Source organism: Kitasatospora sp. NPDC034023 (genome assembly GCF_055575795.1).
This window is the reverse complement of sequence record NZ_JBVIRY010000003.1, coordinates 420,525-434,852: the sequence shown is the minus strand read 5'-3', so window position 1 is coordinate 434,852 and position 14,328 is coordinate 420,525. Positions and strand designations below refer to the sequence as shown.

Below are 14,328 nucleotides of genomic sequence, written 5' to 3'. Positions count from 1 at the left end.
TCGGATCGGCGACGCCGGTGCCCTGAAGGGCGGTCAGGCAGAACTGTCCGACCGGCGGCCTCCTTGACTGCGCCCACCTGCGAGCCGCCCGCCGGCGGAGTAAGGGCTGCGAACGACACCCTGAGCGGCCCGGCGACCCGTCAGTCACGTCATGGCAGTGCCGCGACAGCAACAACCCGCTGCGGTACCGCCTCCCGAGCTCCGACACCAGCAACTTCAACACCCCGGCGTCGCCATCACCGCCTCCAGGAGGAGCCGCAGTGCTCGCACTGCGGCTCCTCCTGCTCTCACGGCTTCAGCAGCCCTCGCTCGTAAGCCTTGACCAGGTTGCGCGGCACCAGGTGTTCACGGCCCTCGATGGCGATCGGGACGAGCTGCGGGGCCGCAGCCTTCCACTGCGACCGGCGGTGGCGGGTGTTGCTGCGGGACGTCTTGCGCTTGGGTACGGCCATGGGACCTGCTCCTATCGGGTGGTGGAGGCGTAGGGCAGCAGGGCCGTCTCTCGGGCGCTCTTGATCGCCCGGGCCATCGCCCGCTGCTGCTGGACGGTCAGCCGGGTGACCCGGCGGCTGCGGATCTTGCCGCGGTCGGAGACGAACCTGCGCAGCAGGTTGGTGTCCTTGTAGTCGATGTAGGTGATGCCCGCCTCGAACAGCGGGCTGGGACGTGGACGGGCCGGACGTCCGCCGGTGGGGCGCTTGGCCATTACGAGTCTTCTCTCTGGTCAGGACACGGGTTCGAGCAGGTCCTCGAAGGCGTCGGGCAGGGCCCTCCAGCCGGTCTCCCCCGCCATCAGTTCGGCGTCGGTGAGCAGGCAGGAGTCGAGCAGTTCGGTGATCCCGTCGACGTCCAAGCCCTCGGCGATGAAGACGAGTTGCTGGACGCGGTCGCCGTGCGCGGGATGCCAGTCGAGGGCGGCGGCGGCCCTGCGGGCCGGCGGGTAGAACTCCCAGGCGGCGTCGGGAAGTCCGGCCAGCCACGGACCGCACTCCTCGACCGCGAGGTTCGCACCGGCGGCGTCCCAGGCCAGCATCGACCCAGGCCGGTTGGCCAGCCAGAACCGTCCACGGCTGCGCTGGGCGGCCGGGACGAGCAGCTCCAGCGCCTCGTACAGCCGGCCCGGGTGCAGCGGGCGGCGGCGCTCCCAGACCAGGGTTGCCACGCCCGCGTCATCGGCCTGCTGCGGCAGCAGGGCAAGCGCCGGGTTCACGCGGTCGCGGGCGGCTGCCACGTCGAAGCCGCCGAGCGCGGCACGCAGCAGTTCACCGGTGCCGAGCAGCACCCGCCGGGCGGTCGGGTGCAGCTGGCGCAGCATCGCGAGGCCGGTCTCGCCACCACGGGCGACCGCGATGGTCGTGGCGTACTCGATCTGGTGGGCGAGCGCCTCGGCCCGAGTGCGGGTGTCGTCCGGCGACGTGTGCTCGCCGTGCTCGGCCAGGTCGTCGGGGACGGAGAGTTCGCCGAGCAGCCGGTCCGGGTCGACCGCGACCACCACGCCCGCCAGTTCGATGAACTCCTCCGCCGACTGGCCGTCCACCTCGCCGCCCGCGATCACCTCGACCGCCGGGTGCGGGTCGCTGCCGCCCCACAGCTCCACGACTGCCAGCCCGTGCTGCCCGTCCTCGGCCACGCTCAGCAGCTCGGGCAGCAGGTCCTCGCGCAGCGCGCAGCAGGCGCAGTCGTTGCTCAGCGGGACGTCCGCCGTCGCGATAGTGCCGGAGGCGTCACGGAGTTCACGGTGGACCGTACGACGCGAGGCGTCGCGTAGGTCGTGGTGGAGGACGACGCCGTTGACGCTGCCGTCCAGCAACTCCTGGACGGCACGGCGGCGTTCGGCGCGGTGCAGGCCTGCCACCACCACGACGGGGAGCCTGAGGTGTTCGGGCACGGCGCTCACCAGCTCGACTTGCGCACGCCCGGCAGCTGTCCGGCGTGGGCCATGGTGCGCAGGTTGATCCGGGAGAGGCCGAAGGCGCGCTGGTAGCCGCGGGGGCGGCCGTCCACGGCGTCGCGGTTGCGGATCCGGGTGGCGCTGGCGTCGCGCGGCTGGCGGCCCAGCTCCCGCTGGGCGGCGGCGCGTTCCTCGGCGGTGGCGGCCGGGTGGGCGATGGTGCGCTTCAACTCGGCGCGGCGCTCGGCGTACCGGGCAACGACCGCACGCCGCTGCTCGTTCTTGGCGATCTTGCTCTGTTTGGCCATCAGACTTTCCCCCCTCGGGCGCGGATGCGGGCGACGGCGGCCTCGATACCGATCACGTCGACGGTCTTCAGGCCCTTGGCGCTGAGCGTGAGACGGACGTGCCGGCCCTCGCTGGGCAGCCAGTAACGCTTGCGCTGGATGTTGGGGTCGAAGCGGCGGCGGGTTCGCCGGTGCGAGTGCGAGATCGCGTTGCCGAAGGACGGCTCGCGGCCGGTCAGTTGGCAGTGAGCGGACATGGTGACGGCTCCGATGCTCATCGTGCGGGCAGGCAAAAGGTCACGCCCCGGGACCGGCGTGCAGCCCCGGGATGCCCGCCCCACACTACGCCAGATGAAAATGGATTTCATTTCGCTATAGTGGGGCCACCACCACACCGACCGAGGGGACATCCATGGCCCGCAACGAACTGCGCCCGATCATCAAGCTCCGCTCCACCGCCGGCACCGGCTACACGTACGTCACCCGCAAGAACCACCGGAACGACCCCGACCGCCTCGTCCTGCGCAAGTACGACCCCGTCGCCAAGCGGCACGTCGACTTCCGCGAAGAGCGCTGACCACGCCCACACCACCACGGAGGACTACGCCCATGAAGCCCGGAATCCACCCCGAGTACCGCCCTGTCGTCTTCCGCGACAAGGTCGGCGGTCTCTCCTTCCTCACCCGCTCCACCGCCACCAGCACCCAGACCGTCGAATGGGAGGACGGCAACACCTACCCCGTCATCGACGTCGAGATCTCCTCCGCCAGCCACCCCTTCTACACCGGCCAGACCCGCGTACTGGACACCGCCGGCCGGGTCGAACGCTTCCGACGCCGCTACGGCACGACCCAGGGCTGATCGGACGACTCGCCGAGGAAGGCAGTTGTGAAGCCCCGACGCAGACCACCACCGTCAGGGGCGAGGGGCTGACGCGGCAGCGCGTCAGCCCCTCGGCTCGTTCCTCAGGGCTGGTCGATGCCGGCATTCCGAATCGGCCGGCGGCAGCCCCACCCCACCCCGCCTCCGCGAGTTCTCGCAGCCTCGGAGCAATCCACCTGCGGCCCGCGGTGAGATCTTGGAAACGATGCGTTCACGACGTGTGGACCCTCCGGGAAACAAGCGGTTTCTAGCGTATCCACTCATGGATTCGAAGCTGTATACGCAGCCGGACACGGTGCTGGATCCGGGTCCGGTGCCCCCGCCCTCACTCCGCGAGGCGGCCTACGCGCAGTTGCGCACGGCCGTGCTGGACGGCGAGTTCGGCCCGCGCGAGCGGCTGGCCGAGACGCGGCTGGCCGTACGGTTCGGGGTGTCGCGGACCCCCGTACGCGAGGCATTGGCAAGGCTGCTGGCGGACGGTCTGATCGAGCGTGGTGACGGCGGCTTCTACGTCACGATCCCCAACCTGACCCAGCTGAAGGACTTCTACGAACTCCGGGTCACCCTGGAACTGCGCGGCATCGCCCGGGTGATCGAGGACCCCTCGGTCCGGCACGACCCGGCTGTCATCGCGGCCGAGTTGGAACGCTGGTACGCCCTGCGCGAGAACCCACCCGAGCGTGACCCGCGCTTCGTCGTCCAGGACGAGCGCTTCCATGCGGAACTCTCCCGCGCTGCGGGCAATCCCGCGCTGACCGACGCCCTCGTGACGGTCAGCGAGCGCATCCGCAGCGTCCGTATGTACGACTTCCTCACCCAGGACCGGGTGGAGACGACCATCACGGAACACATCGAGATCATGGAGTTCGTCCGGGACGGACGGCTCGACGAGGGCTACCGGGCCCTGCACGCCCACGTCGGCGACTCGATGTCCGTGGTGCTGCAACGCGCCCAGCGCGCGATGACGCAGATGGCCCTGCACGCCGACCGTCTCTGAAGCAGGCCGGCCGCTCCCGAACCCGCGGGTAACGCCGCGGGCAACGCCCGGCCCCGATTCCCCGGCTGTCGACGACGCCATCCGAGGTGCCCACCGCTCTCCTTCCCTCCCTCCCCCACCGGCCCGCACCCCCGAAGGGCATGCCATGACCGCCACCGAGTCACCGCAGCCGGTGACAACACCGCACTCCCCGACGAGCCAGGCGACCAAGGAGACGCTGGAGGACTACACCCTCCGTTTCGCGCCCCGCAGCTACCGTCGCTGGACCCCCATGGTCGTGGCCACCACGGCACTCGGCGGCATCGCCTACATGGCCGACTTCTCGATCGGCGCCGGCATCGGCCTCGCCCACGGCACCGGCAACGCGCTGGTTGCGATCGCCGTCGCGGCCGTGGTCATCTTCGTCACCGGCATCCCCCTCGCCTACTACGGCGCCCGCTACAACATCGACCTCGACCTCATCACCCGCGGCTCCGGCTTCGGCTACTACGGCTCGGTCCTCACCAGCGTCATCTTCGCCAGCTTCACCTTCATCTTCTTCGCCCTCGAAGGCTCGATCATGGCCCAGGGGCTGAAGCTGGGCCTCCAACTCCCCCTGTGGCTGGGCTACCTGGTCTCCACGCTGATCGTGTTCCCCCTGGTGATCTACGGCATGAAGGCGCTCAGCAAGCTCCAGGTGTGGACCACCCCGGTCTGGCTGCTGCTGATGGTCGCCCCGCTCGTCTACCTGATCGCCCAGGACCCCGGCACGGTCGACCGCTTCCTCGGCTACGCCGGTACGGACGGCGACGGCGGCGGCATCAACACCGCGTCGGTGCTGCTCGGCGCGGGCGTGTGCCTGTCCCTCATCGCGCAGATCGGCGAGCAGATCGACTACCTGCGCTTCATGCCGCCCAAGACCGAGGCCAACAAGCGCACGTGGTGGACCGCCGTGGTCATGGCCGGCCCGGGCTGGGTCGTGCTCGGCGCGCTGAAGCAGGCCATCGGCGTCTTCCTCGCCGTCTACATCCTCGCCAAGGTCGGACCGTCCGTCGCGACCGAGCCGATCCAGCAGTTCCGCGCCGCGTTCGACGTGATGATGCCGTCCTGGATGGTGGTCCCGCTCGCCCTCGCCCTGGTCGTCATCAGCCAGATCAAGATCAATGTGACGAACGCCTACTCCGGCTCCCTCGCCTGGACGAACTCCTTCACCCGCGTCACCAGGCACTACCCGGGCCGCATGGTCTTCGTCCTGGTCAACCTCGGCTTCGCGCTCGCCCTGATGGAAGCCGACATGTTCAGCTTCCTCAACAGCATCCTGGGCTTCTACTCGAACTGCGCCATCGCCTGGGTCGTCACCGTGGCCACCGACATCGGCATCAACAAGTACCTGCTCAAGATCTCCCCGCTCCAGCCGGAGTTCCGCCGGGGCATGCTGCACGCGGTCAACCCGGTCGGCGTGGTCGCCTTCGTCGCGGCCTCGGGCCTGTCCATCGGCATGTACTTCCACGCGCTCGGCGACACCCTCCAGCCCTACTCCCCCGTCGCCGCCGCCGTCATCGCCTTCGTCCTCACGCCCCTGATGGCCGTCGTCACCAAGGGCAAGTACTACCTGCGCCGCACCGACGACGGCATCGACGAGCCGCTTCTGGACACCGACGGCAACCCCAGCGCGGTCACCCTCGACTGCCACGTCTGCCGCCAGCCCTACGAACGACCCGATCTGGCCGCCTGCGCCACCCACGACGCGGCGATCTGCTCCCTGTGCCTGAGCACCGACAAGGTCGGCGACCACGTCCTGCCCGCCGCATGACCCCTTCGTCGCCGGTGCCGCGGGAAGCCTCGCCGAGTTCCCGCGGCACGGCCCGCCTTCTGAGGAGCTGACATCGTGTTCGACACCCTTCTGGTCGCCAACCGCGGCGAGATAGCCTGCCGCATCATCCGCTCGGCGTCCGCACTCGGCCTGCGGACCGTGGCGGTGTACTCCGACGCGGACCGCGCCGCACCGCACGTGCGGATGGCCGACACAGCGGTACGCCTGGGCCCGGCGCCGGCCGCCGAGAGCTATCTGCGAGCGGACCTGGTCCTGGCCGCCGCCCGCGAGACGGGCGCCGGGGCGATCCATCCCGGGTACGGCTTCCTCTCCGAGAACGCCGCGTTCGCCGCCGACGTGGAGGCGGCGGGCCTGGCCTTCGTCGGCCCGACGCCCCGCCAACTGGAGGTCTTCGGCGCCAAGCACACCGCCCGCGCCGCGGCCGAGGCAGCCGGGGTCCCTCTGCTGGCCGGTACCGGGCTCCTTCCGGACCTGGCCGAGGCCCTGCGAGCCGCCGAGGACATCGGGTACCCGGTGATGCTCAAAGCGACCGGCGGCGGAGGCGGCATCGGCATGCGGGCCTGCACCGGTCCGGAAGAACTGCGCTCGGCGTACGCCCAGGTCACCAGACTCGCCCGGGGCAACTTCGGCGATGGCGGGGTCTTCCTGGAGCGGTACGTCTCCCGCGCCCGACATGTCGAGGTGCAGGTCTTCGGCGACGGCACCGGCCGGGTCGTCAGCCTCGGCGACCGGGACTGCTCCCTCCAGCGCCGTCACCAGAAGGTCCTGGAGGAGGCCCCCGCCCCCGGCCTCCCACCCGCGCTGCGCGAGGAACTGCACCGCAGCGCGCGGGAGCTGTGCGAGACGGTCGGCTACCGCTCCGCCGGCACCGTGGAGTTCGTCTACGACGCCGAACGCGAGGAAGCCGCTTTCCTGGAGGTCAACACCCGCCTTCAGGTCGAGCACCCGGTCACCGAGGAGATCACCGGCGTCGACCTGGTCAGCTGGATGCTGCGCCTGGCCCGCGGCGACCAGGACGTCCTCGACGGCATCGGCCCCGACGGCCCGCCCACGCGCGGGCACGCCGTCGAGGCGCGCGTCTACGCCGAGGACCCGGGCCAGGACCACCGCCCGAGCGCCGGCCTGCTTACCCGCGTCCAACTCCCCAGCGGCGTAAGGGTGGACGGCTGGGCCGAGACCGGCCAGGAGATCTCCACCGCCTACGACCCGATGCTCGCCAAGATCATCGCCACCGGCCGCGACCGCGACGAGGCGCTCGCCAAACTGGCCGAGGCGCTGGAAGAGACCCGGATCGACGGCGTCGAGACCAACCTCGGCCTCCTGCGCGCCGCCTGCCGCACGGAAGAGGTCACGGCCGCCCGGCACACCACGAGCACCCTCACCTCCGTCACCGACCCGCGCCCCCGCATCGACGTCGTACGCGGCGGCACCCTGACCACCGTCCAGGACTGGCCCGGCCGCACCGGCTACTGGGAGGTCGGCATCCCGCCCAGCGGCCCGATGGACGACCTCTCCTTCCGCCTGGGCAACACCGCCGTCGGCAACCCCGAGGGTGCCCCCGGCCTGGAGTGCACCCTGGAGGGTCCGGCCCTGCGCTTCTCGCGTCCGGCGGTCGTCTGCGTCACCGGCGCCCCGGCCCACGTCACGGTCGACGGCACACCCGCCGCCCAGTGGAAGCCCTTCGACCTGCCCGCCGGAGCCCTGCTGGAGATCGGCACCCCCAAGGGCCCGGGCATGCGCACCTACGTCCTCGTCCGCGGTGGCCTCGACCTGCCCGCCTACCTCGGCAGCACCGCCACCTTCACCCTCGGCGGCTTCGGCGGCCACGCCGGACGCGCCCTGCGCACCGGCGACGTCCTCCGTCCCCTCGCACCCGCCCCCGGATCGCTGGCACCGACCTCCGTACCGTCCACCGACCGCCCGCACTTCACCACCCACTGGCGGATCGCGGTCAGCGAGGGCCCGCACCCCGCCCCCGACTTCCTCACCCCGCGCGGCCTGGAAACGATGTACTCGGCCGAGTGGAAGGTCTCCGCCCAGTCCGCCCGCACCGGCGTACGACTCGTGGGCCCCCGGCCCGAATGGGCCCGCCCCGACGGCGGCGAGGCCGGGCTGCACCCCTCCAACATCCACGACACCGCTTACTCCGTCGGCGCCGTCAACCTCACCGGGGACACCCCCGCGATCCTGGGCCCCGACGGCCCCAGCCTCGGCGGCTTCGCCTGCCCGGTCACCGTCGTCGCCGCCGAACGCTGGAAGTCGGGCCAGCTGCGCCCCGGTGACACCGTGCGCTTCATCCCCGTCACGGAGGCCCGCGCGGACGACCTGCGCCGCTCACCGGCCCTGCTCACCCTCCCCACCGAGGGTCCGGACCCCGACCACGGTGTTCTCGCCCGGCGGCCCGCCACCGACACCACCCCCGAGGTCGTCTACCGGCGCGGCGCGGACGACAACATCCTCGTCGAATACGGTCCGATGACCCTCGACCTGGCCCTGCGGATGCGGGTGCACGCCCTGGCCCGGCACCTCGCCGCCCACCGCCCCGCCGGCCTCGTCGACATCACCCCCGGCGTCCGCTCCCTCCACCTGCACACCGACCCCGACACGCTCCCGCTGCGCACCCTGCTCGGCGCGCTCCAGGAGGCCGAGGACCAGCTCCCCGCCGCCCAGGAGCTGGCCGTGCCCAGCCGGGAGGTCCACCTCCCCCTGTCGTGGGACGACCCGACCGTGGACGAGGCCATCTCCCGCTACCTCACCTCGGTGCGCGACGACGCCCCCTGGAACCCGTCCAACATCGAGTTCATCCGCCGTGTCAACGGTCTGGACTCGGTCGACGACGTCCGCCGGATCGTCTTCGACGCCCAGTACCTCGTCCTCGGCCTCGGCGACGTCTACCTGGGCGCCCCCGCCGCCACCCCGCTCGACCCCCGCCACCGCCTGGTCACCACCAAGTACAACCCGGCGCGCACCTGGACCGCCGAGGCAGGCGTCGGCATCGGCGGCTCCTACCTCTGCGTCTACGGCATGGAGAGCCCCGGCGGGTACCAGCTCATCGGCCGCACGGTCCCCATCTGGGGCGGCCTGCGCCCCGGCCGTTCCTTCTCGGACGGCATCCCCTGGCTGCTGCGCTTCTTCGACCGGATCGTCTGGCACCCCGTCTCCCCCGCCGAACTCCTCGACATCCGGGCCGACCTGGCTTCCGGACGGGGACAACTCGACATCAGGCCCGGCACGTTCTCCCTCAGCGACCACGAACGCTTCCTGCACCGGAACGCCGACAGCATCACCGCCTTCCGCACCCGCCAGGCCGCGGCCTTCGCCGCCGAACGGCAGGCGTGGGAAGCAGCGGGCGAACTCACCGAACGGGCCGAGGCCGCCCCCGTGGCGTCCGCCGGGCCCGTCTCCCTGCCTCCCGGCGGCAGCCTGGTCGACGCCCCGCTCAGCTCCAGCGTGTGGAAGGTGGCCGCCGCACCCGGTACCCGAGTCGAGGCCGGACAGCCGCTCGTCGTCCTGGAGGCCATGAAGATGGAGGTCGTCGTCCGCGCCCCGGCCGACGGCGTCGTCGCCGACGTCCTCGTCTCCCCCGGCCAGCAGATCGACGCCGGCACCCCGTTGGCCGTCATCCTCCGAGAGGAAGCAGCGTGAACCAGTCCCCCACCGGCCCCGTGACAGCCGAGGAGCGGCTCGCCGCCGCCTACGAGCGCATCGACAAGGCCGAACGACCCGAGATCTGGATCGCCCTGCGCCGCTACGAGGACGTCCTGGCCGAAGCCCGCGCCGTCGACGCCCGCGTCGCGGACGGAGAAGTCCTGCCACTGGCCGGTCGTCTCTTCGCCGTCAAGGACAACATCGACGTCGCCGGCCTGCCCACCACCGCCGCCTGCCCCGCCTACGCCTACCGTCCGCAGGTCTCGGCCACCGCCGTACAACGGCTGACGGACGCCGGCGCGCTCGTGCTCGGCAAGACGAACATGGACCAGTTCGCCACCGGCCTCGTCGGCACCCGCAGCCCGCACGGAGCCGTCCGCAGCGCGGGCCACCCGGAGAAGATCTCCGGCGGCTCCAGCTCGGGCTCCGCCGTCGCCGTGGCCCTGGGCATCGCGGACTTCGCACTGGGCACGGACACGGCCGGCTCGGGCCGGGTACCGGCCGCGTTCAACAACATCGTCGGCATCAAACCCACCCTCGGCCTGATCCCCAACACCGGCGTCGTCCCCGCCGCCCGTCCCTACGACTCCGTCACCGTCTTCGCCCGCACCCTCACCGAGGCCCAGCAGGCGCTGACCGTCATGATCGGTCCCGACGCCGCCGACCCGCGCAGCCGAACCTGGCCCGACGCCGTACGGCTGGCAGCACCGCAACGGCCCCGCATCGCCCTCCCCCGCGACGAGGACCTCGCGCCCCTCTCCGACGAAGCCCGAGCCGCCTTCCACACGGCTGCCGGACAGCTCCGGGAAACCGGCGCCGAAACAGTCGTCACCGACGTATCGCCGCTGCTGGAGGCCGCCCGGCTGCTCTACGACGGCGCCCTGGTCGCCGAACGCTACGCCGCCGTCGGCGAGTTCATCGCCCGCGACCCCGAAGCCGCAGACCCCATCGTCGCCGGCATCATCCTCGCCGCGGCCGCCCTGCCCGCCCACGCCCTCGCCGCCGACCAGGAACGCCTCGACCACTTCAGGGCGGCCACCGCCCGCCTGCTGGCCGGCTTCGACGCCCTGCTCCTGCCCACCACCACCGAGCACCCCACCATCGCCGCCGTCCAAGCCGACCCGGTCGGCATCAACAAGCGACTCGGCACCTACACCAACTTCGTCAACCTGCTCGACCTGGCCGCCGTCGCCGTTCCAGCCGGCGAGGCCGACGGCAGCCCCTTCGGCATCAGCATCATCACCCGAGCCTTCGACGACCAGACCGGCCTCGACCTCGCCGCCCGGCTCATCGAGGGCCGCCTCATCGAGGAGAGCGGCGAATCCGCCGGCCGGGCCCGGGGTCCCCTCCCCGGCACGGGAGTCGACCTCGCCGTCTTCGGTGCCCACCGGCACGGCCAGCCCCTCAACCACCAGCTCACCAGGCTCGGCGCACGCTACACCGGCGACGTACGAACCGCCGCCGCCTACCGGCTGACCGCCCTCGCCACCGAACCTCCCAAACCGGGCGTGATCCACGTCGGCCCCGGCAGCGGCGGCGCGATCAGCGGCGAACGCTGGACCCTCTCACCGGCCGCCCTCGGCCACTTCCTCGCCGAACTGCCCGCCCCCATGTCCCTCGGCCGCATCCGACTCGACGACGGCTCCTGGGTCCTGGGCTTCCAATGCGACCCACACACCGCGGCCTCGGGAACCGACATCACCCACCACGGGGACTGGCTCGCCTACCTGGCCACGACCTGAGACGAAACCCTGTCCAACGTCCGGGGAGGTGATGACAGGCGCGGTGCCGATCGGGCGACCGGGAGCTGCGGTCAGGCGGGCGCCCGGCAACGGCCGGGGCAGCACACGGCTGAGTGGTCGTCATTCCGCGAGCGGGCGCTTGAGCCCGGGTGGGTTGGAGCCGGGAGGTGGTCCGATGGGCGGAGTGGTCGCGCCCGTGGCGAGCAGAACAGTAGCGGCCACCGTGGCGGCGGCCCGGGCGGTGCGACGACGGAACGGTCAGCAGCGGCGCCGAGGTGGCCGGCAGCAGGGCTGCCAGCAGGGCGCGGGTACGGCGGGGGGGTCAGGCGTTCCATGGTGCCCCAGCAGCTTGAGGTCGGTGCGTCGGCAGGGCCGTCGGTGACCAGCCGCAGGTCCGCCACCCGCTCCGATCCCCGCTCGTGCATCCAGTCCTCGCGGGCTCGGTGATGTCCTCCATCGGCCGCCCGACCGGAAAGATCCGACTCGCACTTCGCCGAAGCCGGCTGTGCAGCGGTGCTCGGGGTTTTCGACGGGCAGGCCCCCGGGACGGCGAGGCCGGCACCGCCCCGGGCGCGATGGCTTCCGGACGACACCGGCCTCGTGGGGGCGAGAGGGTCTACCAGAGGCGGCGCGACGGTGTGAGCTTGGCGCTCAGTGCCGCGAGGAAGGTCGGGAGCTTGTCCACCATGGCCTTGGGGACCGGGGTGGTCTGGACGGTGTCCCGCCTCACGTCCTGGACGACGAGGGTGTAGGTGCCGTTCTCCTCGACGAGTTCGGCGGCGTAGAGCAGTGTTTCCGTGGAGGTTTGCATCGGGGGTCCTAGGCTTGGGTGTCGTTGAGCCAGGTGTTCCACGCCTGGGTGGCTTTCTGCTCGTCGGCGTCCTCGGCGAACACGTGGTGGGCCAGCCAGATCGGCGTGTTCCAGGTGCTGCCGTTGAAGAAGCGGTAGAGCGCGTCCGGGCCGCGCAGGCCGACGAAGTCGGGGCTGAGCCAGTCCACGACCACCTCCTCCGGACCGCCGTCCGGGCCGGGTACCTGGAGCGACAGCCGGTCGCCGACGGCCGCGTCGTCGGCGAGGCCGAGGCGTCGCCGCAGGGCAGCGAAGTCGGCGGGGTCGGCGGTGGGTTCGGGGCGCCCGGCCTTGACGTAGACGGCGGGGCGGCCGGCGAAGTGCCGCAGGTACTCGGCGAGGCTGTGCTGGTAGAGGTGGACGTGCTTCTCGGCCGCGTCCGCCTTCCTGTCCCAGACCTCGTCCCAGACCCCCTCGTGCACCCAGTGGATTCCCATGTGCAGGTGGCTTGTCCCGCCGTCGGCCGGCTCGATCCGGTAGCTGAGGGTGTTGGAGAACTCGTCGCCGAGGGTCGCCCGGGCGGCGAAGTGGGTCGGCGGCTCCCATGCCACGACGGTGCTCTCGGCCCGGGTGACCTTTCCGCCGACGCGCGGCTCGATCTCCATCGGGTACAGCCAGCCCAGGTTGCCGGCACCGGTGGCGACGGCGGCCCAGACCTGTTCGGGTGTCGCGGGCAGGTCCTGTTCCTTGCGGACCTCGAACTCTCGGGCCATGGTCGGTTCTCCTTCGTCGTCGTTCATCAGGTGTCAGTAGGTGACCGGGAGGGCGCACACCCGCCGCTGCAGCGGGTTGGGCCGCCATTCCAGCGGTTTCCCCTCGGCCAGGCGCAGTTCAGGCAGCCGGCGGACCAGCGTCCCGACGGCCACCTCCGCCTGGAGCTTGGCCAGCGGGCCGCCGAGGCAGAAGTGCGGACCGTTGCCGAAGCTGAGGTGCCGGTTGGCGGGGCGGGTCAGGTCGAGCCGGTCGGGGTCCTCGAAGCGCTCGGGGTCGCGGTTGGTCGCGGCGAGGAACAGGTAGACCAGCTCGCCCTCGCGCAGCGTGCGCCCGCCGATCTCCAGGTCCTCCGCGACGACTCGGACGATCGCCTGGGTCACCGTGTCGTAACGGGCCAGTTCCTCGACGGCGCTGCGGATCAGCCCCGGTTCCGCGCGCAGCCGGGCCAGTTGGTCGGGGTGGCGCAGCAGGGCGAGCATGCCGTTGCCGATCAGGTGGGTGGTGGTCTCGTCGCCGGCGGTGATCAGGACGAAGCAGGTGGAGAGCAGTTCGGAGTCGGTGAGCCGGTCGTCCTGCGCCTGGGTGGCGACCAGGGCGCTGATCAGGTCGTCGCCCGGGTCGGCCCGGCGGCGCCGGACGAGGCGGGCGAGGTACTCCTCGTACTGCCCGATCGCCTCCTCGGACTTGTCGAGGTCCTCGCTCAGCCGGCCGAAGCGGCTGAACCAGGTCTTGACCTGCGGGAGGTCGTCGTCCGGGATGCCGAAGAGCTCGCAGACGACGGACATCGGCAGCGGGGCGGCGACGGCCTCGATCAGGTCCGTGGTCGGCCCGGCCGCGACGGCTTCGTCGATGAGGCGGTCGACGATCCGCTGGATGCCGTCGCGCAGGGCTTCGACGCGCCGGGCGGTGAAGGCGCGGTTGGTCAGTTTGCGCAGCCTGGCGTGGTCCGGCGGGTCGGTGTTGGACATCACCCGCCCGAGCCGGTCGGTGAGCCGGCTGAAGGCCTTCAGGTCGCCGCCTAGCGCGACGTAGGCGCGGGTCATCCGGTCCCGGTCGTTGGACAGCCGCAGGTCGGCCAGCGCCGCCTCGACGTCGGCGTACCGGGTGAGGTACCAGATGCCTTCGGCACTGCGATGGACCGGGCTCTCGCGCCGCATACGGGCGTAGAGCGGGTACGGGTCCCGTCGGGCCTCGGGGGTGAGCAGGTCCGCGGCGAGGTCGCGGGGCCGGGCGGGGCCCGCGGTGGCGCGGGCCCCGTCCCTGGTGTCGGTGGTGGTCACGTCGGCTACCGCTGGGCGTCCATGGCGTCGGCCAGGCTCTTGGGCCGCATGTCGGTCCAGGCCTGCTCGACGTACTCCAGGCAGGCGGCCTGGGTGTCGGGTCCGTGGGTGACGGTCCAGCCGGCGGGGACGTCCGCGAACTGCGGCCACAGCGAGTGCTGGTTCTCGTCGTTGACGAGCACGAGGAAGGTGCCGTCCTGGTCGTCGAAGGGGTTGGTCATGGG

15 protein-coding genes are annotated in these 14,328 nt (G+C 71.7%); 6 read left to right on the top strand and 9 right to left on the bottom strand.

Annotated elements, in window-relative coordinates:
• Positions 1–287: 287 nt before the first annotated feature.
• From rpmF to rpmB, 5 genes are read right to left on the bottom strand one after another with little or no spacing between them, the layout of a single operon-like run.
• Positions 288–452 carry a 50S ribosomal protein L32 gene (gene rpmF / locus ACZ52R_RS06860; RefSeq protein WP_396530468.1) on the bottom strand — a complete coding sequence of 55 codons (165 nt, stop codon included), beginning with the start codon at positions 450–452 and terminating at the stop codon, positions 288–290.
• An 11-nt stretch (positions 453–463) separates the two neighbouring features.
• Positions 464–706: a 30S ribosomal protein S18 gene (gene rpsR / locus ACZ52R_RS06855; RefSeq protein WP_465622846.1), complete on the bottom strand. Its 243-nt coding sequence runs from the start codon at positions 704–706 to the stop codon at positions 464–466.
• Between the two features lie 18 nt (positions 707–724).
• Positions 725–1,888, bottom strand: a complete 1,164-nt coding sequence (locus ACZ52R_RS06850) for a CobW family GTP-binding protein (RefSeq protein WP_465660775.1) — start codon at positions 1,886–1,888, stop codon at positions 725–727.
• Between the two features lie 5 nt (positions 1,889–1,893).
• On the bottom strand, positions 1,894–2,199 hold the full coding sequence (gene rpsN, locus ACZ52R_RS06845) for a 30S ribosomal protein S14 (RefSeq protein WP_465660777.1): 306 nt from the start codon (positions 2,197–2,199) through the stop codon (positions 1,894–1,896).
• Positions 2,199–2,435 carry a 50S ribosomal protein L28 gene (gene rpmB, locus ACZ52R_RS06840; RefSeq protein ID WP_360501693.1) on the bottom strand — a complete coding sequence of 79 codons (237 nt, stop codon included), beginning with the start codon at positions 2,433–2,435 and terminating at the stop codon, positions 2,199–2,201. The genes rpsN and rpmB overlap by 1 nt, the downstream gene beginning before the upstream one ends.
• Before the next feature lie 155 nt (positions 2,436–2,590).
• On the opposite strand from rpmB, the gene rpmG reads away from it, so the two are divergent.
• From rpmG to atzF, 6 genes are all read left to right on the top strand, one after another.
• Entirely contained in the window at positions 2,591–2,755 is a 165-nt protein-coding gene (gene rpmG, locus ACZ52R_RS06835) for a 50S ribosomal protein L33 (protein ID WP_465660779.1), read from the top strand.
• A 32-nt stretch (positions 2,756–2,787) separates the two neighbouring features.
• Complete coding sequence (locus tag ACZ52R_RS06830; RefSeq protein WP_465660781.1) at positions 2,788–3,039, top strand: type B 50S ribosomal protein L31; 252 nt, start codon at positions 2,788–2,790, stop codon at positions 3,037–3,039.
• A 283-nt stretch (positions 3,040–3,322) separates the two neighbouring features.
• Positions 3,323–4,057 (top strand): GntR family transcriptional regulator, encoded by a 735-nt coding sequence (locus ACZ52R_RS06825; protein ID WP_465660783.1) that lies wholly within the window; start codon positions 3,323–3,325, stop codon positions 4,055–4,057.
• 145 nt (positions 4,058–4,202) lie between these two features.
• On the top strand, positions 4,203–5,849 hold the full coding sequence (locus tag ACZ52R_RS06820) for a purine-cytosine permease family protein (RefSeq protein ID WP_465660785.1): 1,647 nt from the start codon (positions 4,203–4,205) through the stop codon (positions 5,847–5,849).
• Between the two features lie 75 nt (positions 5,850–5,924).
• A complete protein-coding gene (uca, locus tag ACZ52R_RS06815; protein WP_465752976.1) occupies positions 5,925–9,515 on the top strand; it encodes an urea carboxylase in 3,591 nt (1,196 codons plus the stop codon).
• On the top strand, positions 9,512–11,260 hold the full coding sequence (gene atzF, locus ACZ52R_RS06810) for an allophanate hydrolase (protein ID WP_465752974.1): 1,749 nt from the start codon (positions 9,512–9,514) through the stop codon (positions 11,258–11,260). Before uca ends, atzF begins: the two co-directional genes overlap by 4 nt.
• A 616-nt stretch (positions 11,261–11,876) precedes the next feature.
• Here the strand turns inward: atzF and ACZ52R_RS06805 are convergent.
• The 4 genes from ACZ52R_RS06805 to ACZ52R_RS06790 are packed head-to-tail and all read right to left on the bottom strand — an operon-like array spanning position 11,877 to position 14,325.
• Positions 11,877–12,071, bottom strand: coding sequence for a hypothetical protein (locus ACZ52R_RS06805; protein ID WP_360641295.1), 195 nt, complete (start codon positions 12,069–12,071; stop codon positions 11,877–11,879).
• Positions 12,072–12,079: 8 nt separating this feature from the next.
• A complete protein-coding gene (locus tag ACZ52R_RS06800) occupies positions 12,080–12,823 on the bottom strand; it encodes an SRPBCC family protein (RefSeq protein WP_465752972.1) in 744 nt (247 codons plus the stop codon).
• Between the two features lie 33 nt (positions 12,824–12,856).
• Positions 12,857–14,104, bottom strand: coding sequence for a cytochrome P450 (locus ACZ52R_RS06795; protein WP_465622866.1), 1,248 nt, complete (start codon positions 14,102–14,104; stop codon positions 12,857–12,859).
• Between the two features lie 5 nt (positions 14,105–14,109).
• A complete protein-coding gene (locus ACZ52R_RS06790; protein WP_360641298.1) occupies positions 14,110–14,325 on the bottom strand; it encodes an MbtH family protein in 216 nt (71 codons plus the stop codon).
• Positions 14,326–14,328 lie beyond the last annotated feature (3 nt).

Excerpts from the sequence above, each read along its gene's own strand:
- rpmF (WP_396530468.1), bottom strand. The coding sequence starts at position 452 with ATGGCCGTACCCAAGCGCAAGACGTCCCGCAGCAACACCCGCCACCGC.
- rpsR (WP_465622846.1), bottom strand. The coding sequence starts at position 706 with ATGGCCAAGCGCCCCACCGGCGGACGTCCGGCCCGTCCACGTCCCAGC.
- rpsN (WP_465660777.1), bottom strand. The coding sequence starts at position 2,199 with ATGGCCAAACAGAGCAAGATCGCCAAGAACGAGCAGCGGCGTGCGGTC.
- rpmB (WP_360501693.1), bottom strand. The coding sequence starts at position 2,435 with ATGTCCGCTCACTGCCAACTGACCGGCCGCGAGCCGTCCTTCGGCAAC.
- rpmG (WP_465660779.1), top strand. The coding sequence starts at position 2,591 with ATGGCCCGCAACGAACTGCGCCCGATCATCAAGCTCCGCTCCACCGCC.
- ACZ52R_RS06830 (WP_465660781.1), top strand. The coding sequence starts at position 2,788 with ATGAAGCCCGGAATCCACCCCGAGTACCGCCCTGTCGTCTTCCGCGAC.
- ACZ52R_RS06825 (WP_465660783.1), top strand. The coding sequence starts at position 3,323 with ATGGATTCGAAGCTGTATACGCAGCCGGACACGGTGCTGGATCCGGGT.
- ACZ52R_RS06820 (WP_465660785.1), top strand. The coding sequence starts at position 4,203 with ATGACCGCCACCGAGTCACCGCAGCCGGTGACAACACCGCACTCCCCG.
- ACZ52R_RS06805 (WP_360641295.1), bottom strand. The coding sequence starts at position 12,071 with ATGCAAACCTCCACGGAAACACTGCTCTACGCCGCCGAACTCGTCGAG.
- ACZ52R_RS06800 (WP_465752972.1), bottom strand. The coding sequence starts at position 12,823 with ATGGCCCGAGAGTTCGAGGTCCGCAAGGAACAGGACCTGCCCGCGACA.
- ACZ52R_RS06790 (WP_360641298.1), bottom strand. The coding sequence starts at position 14,325 with ATGACCAACCCCTTCGACGACCAGGACGGCACCTTCCTCGTGCTCGTC.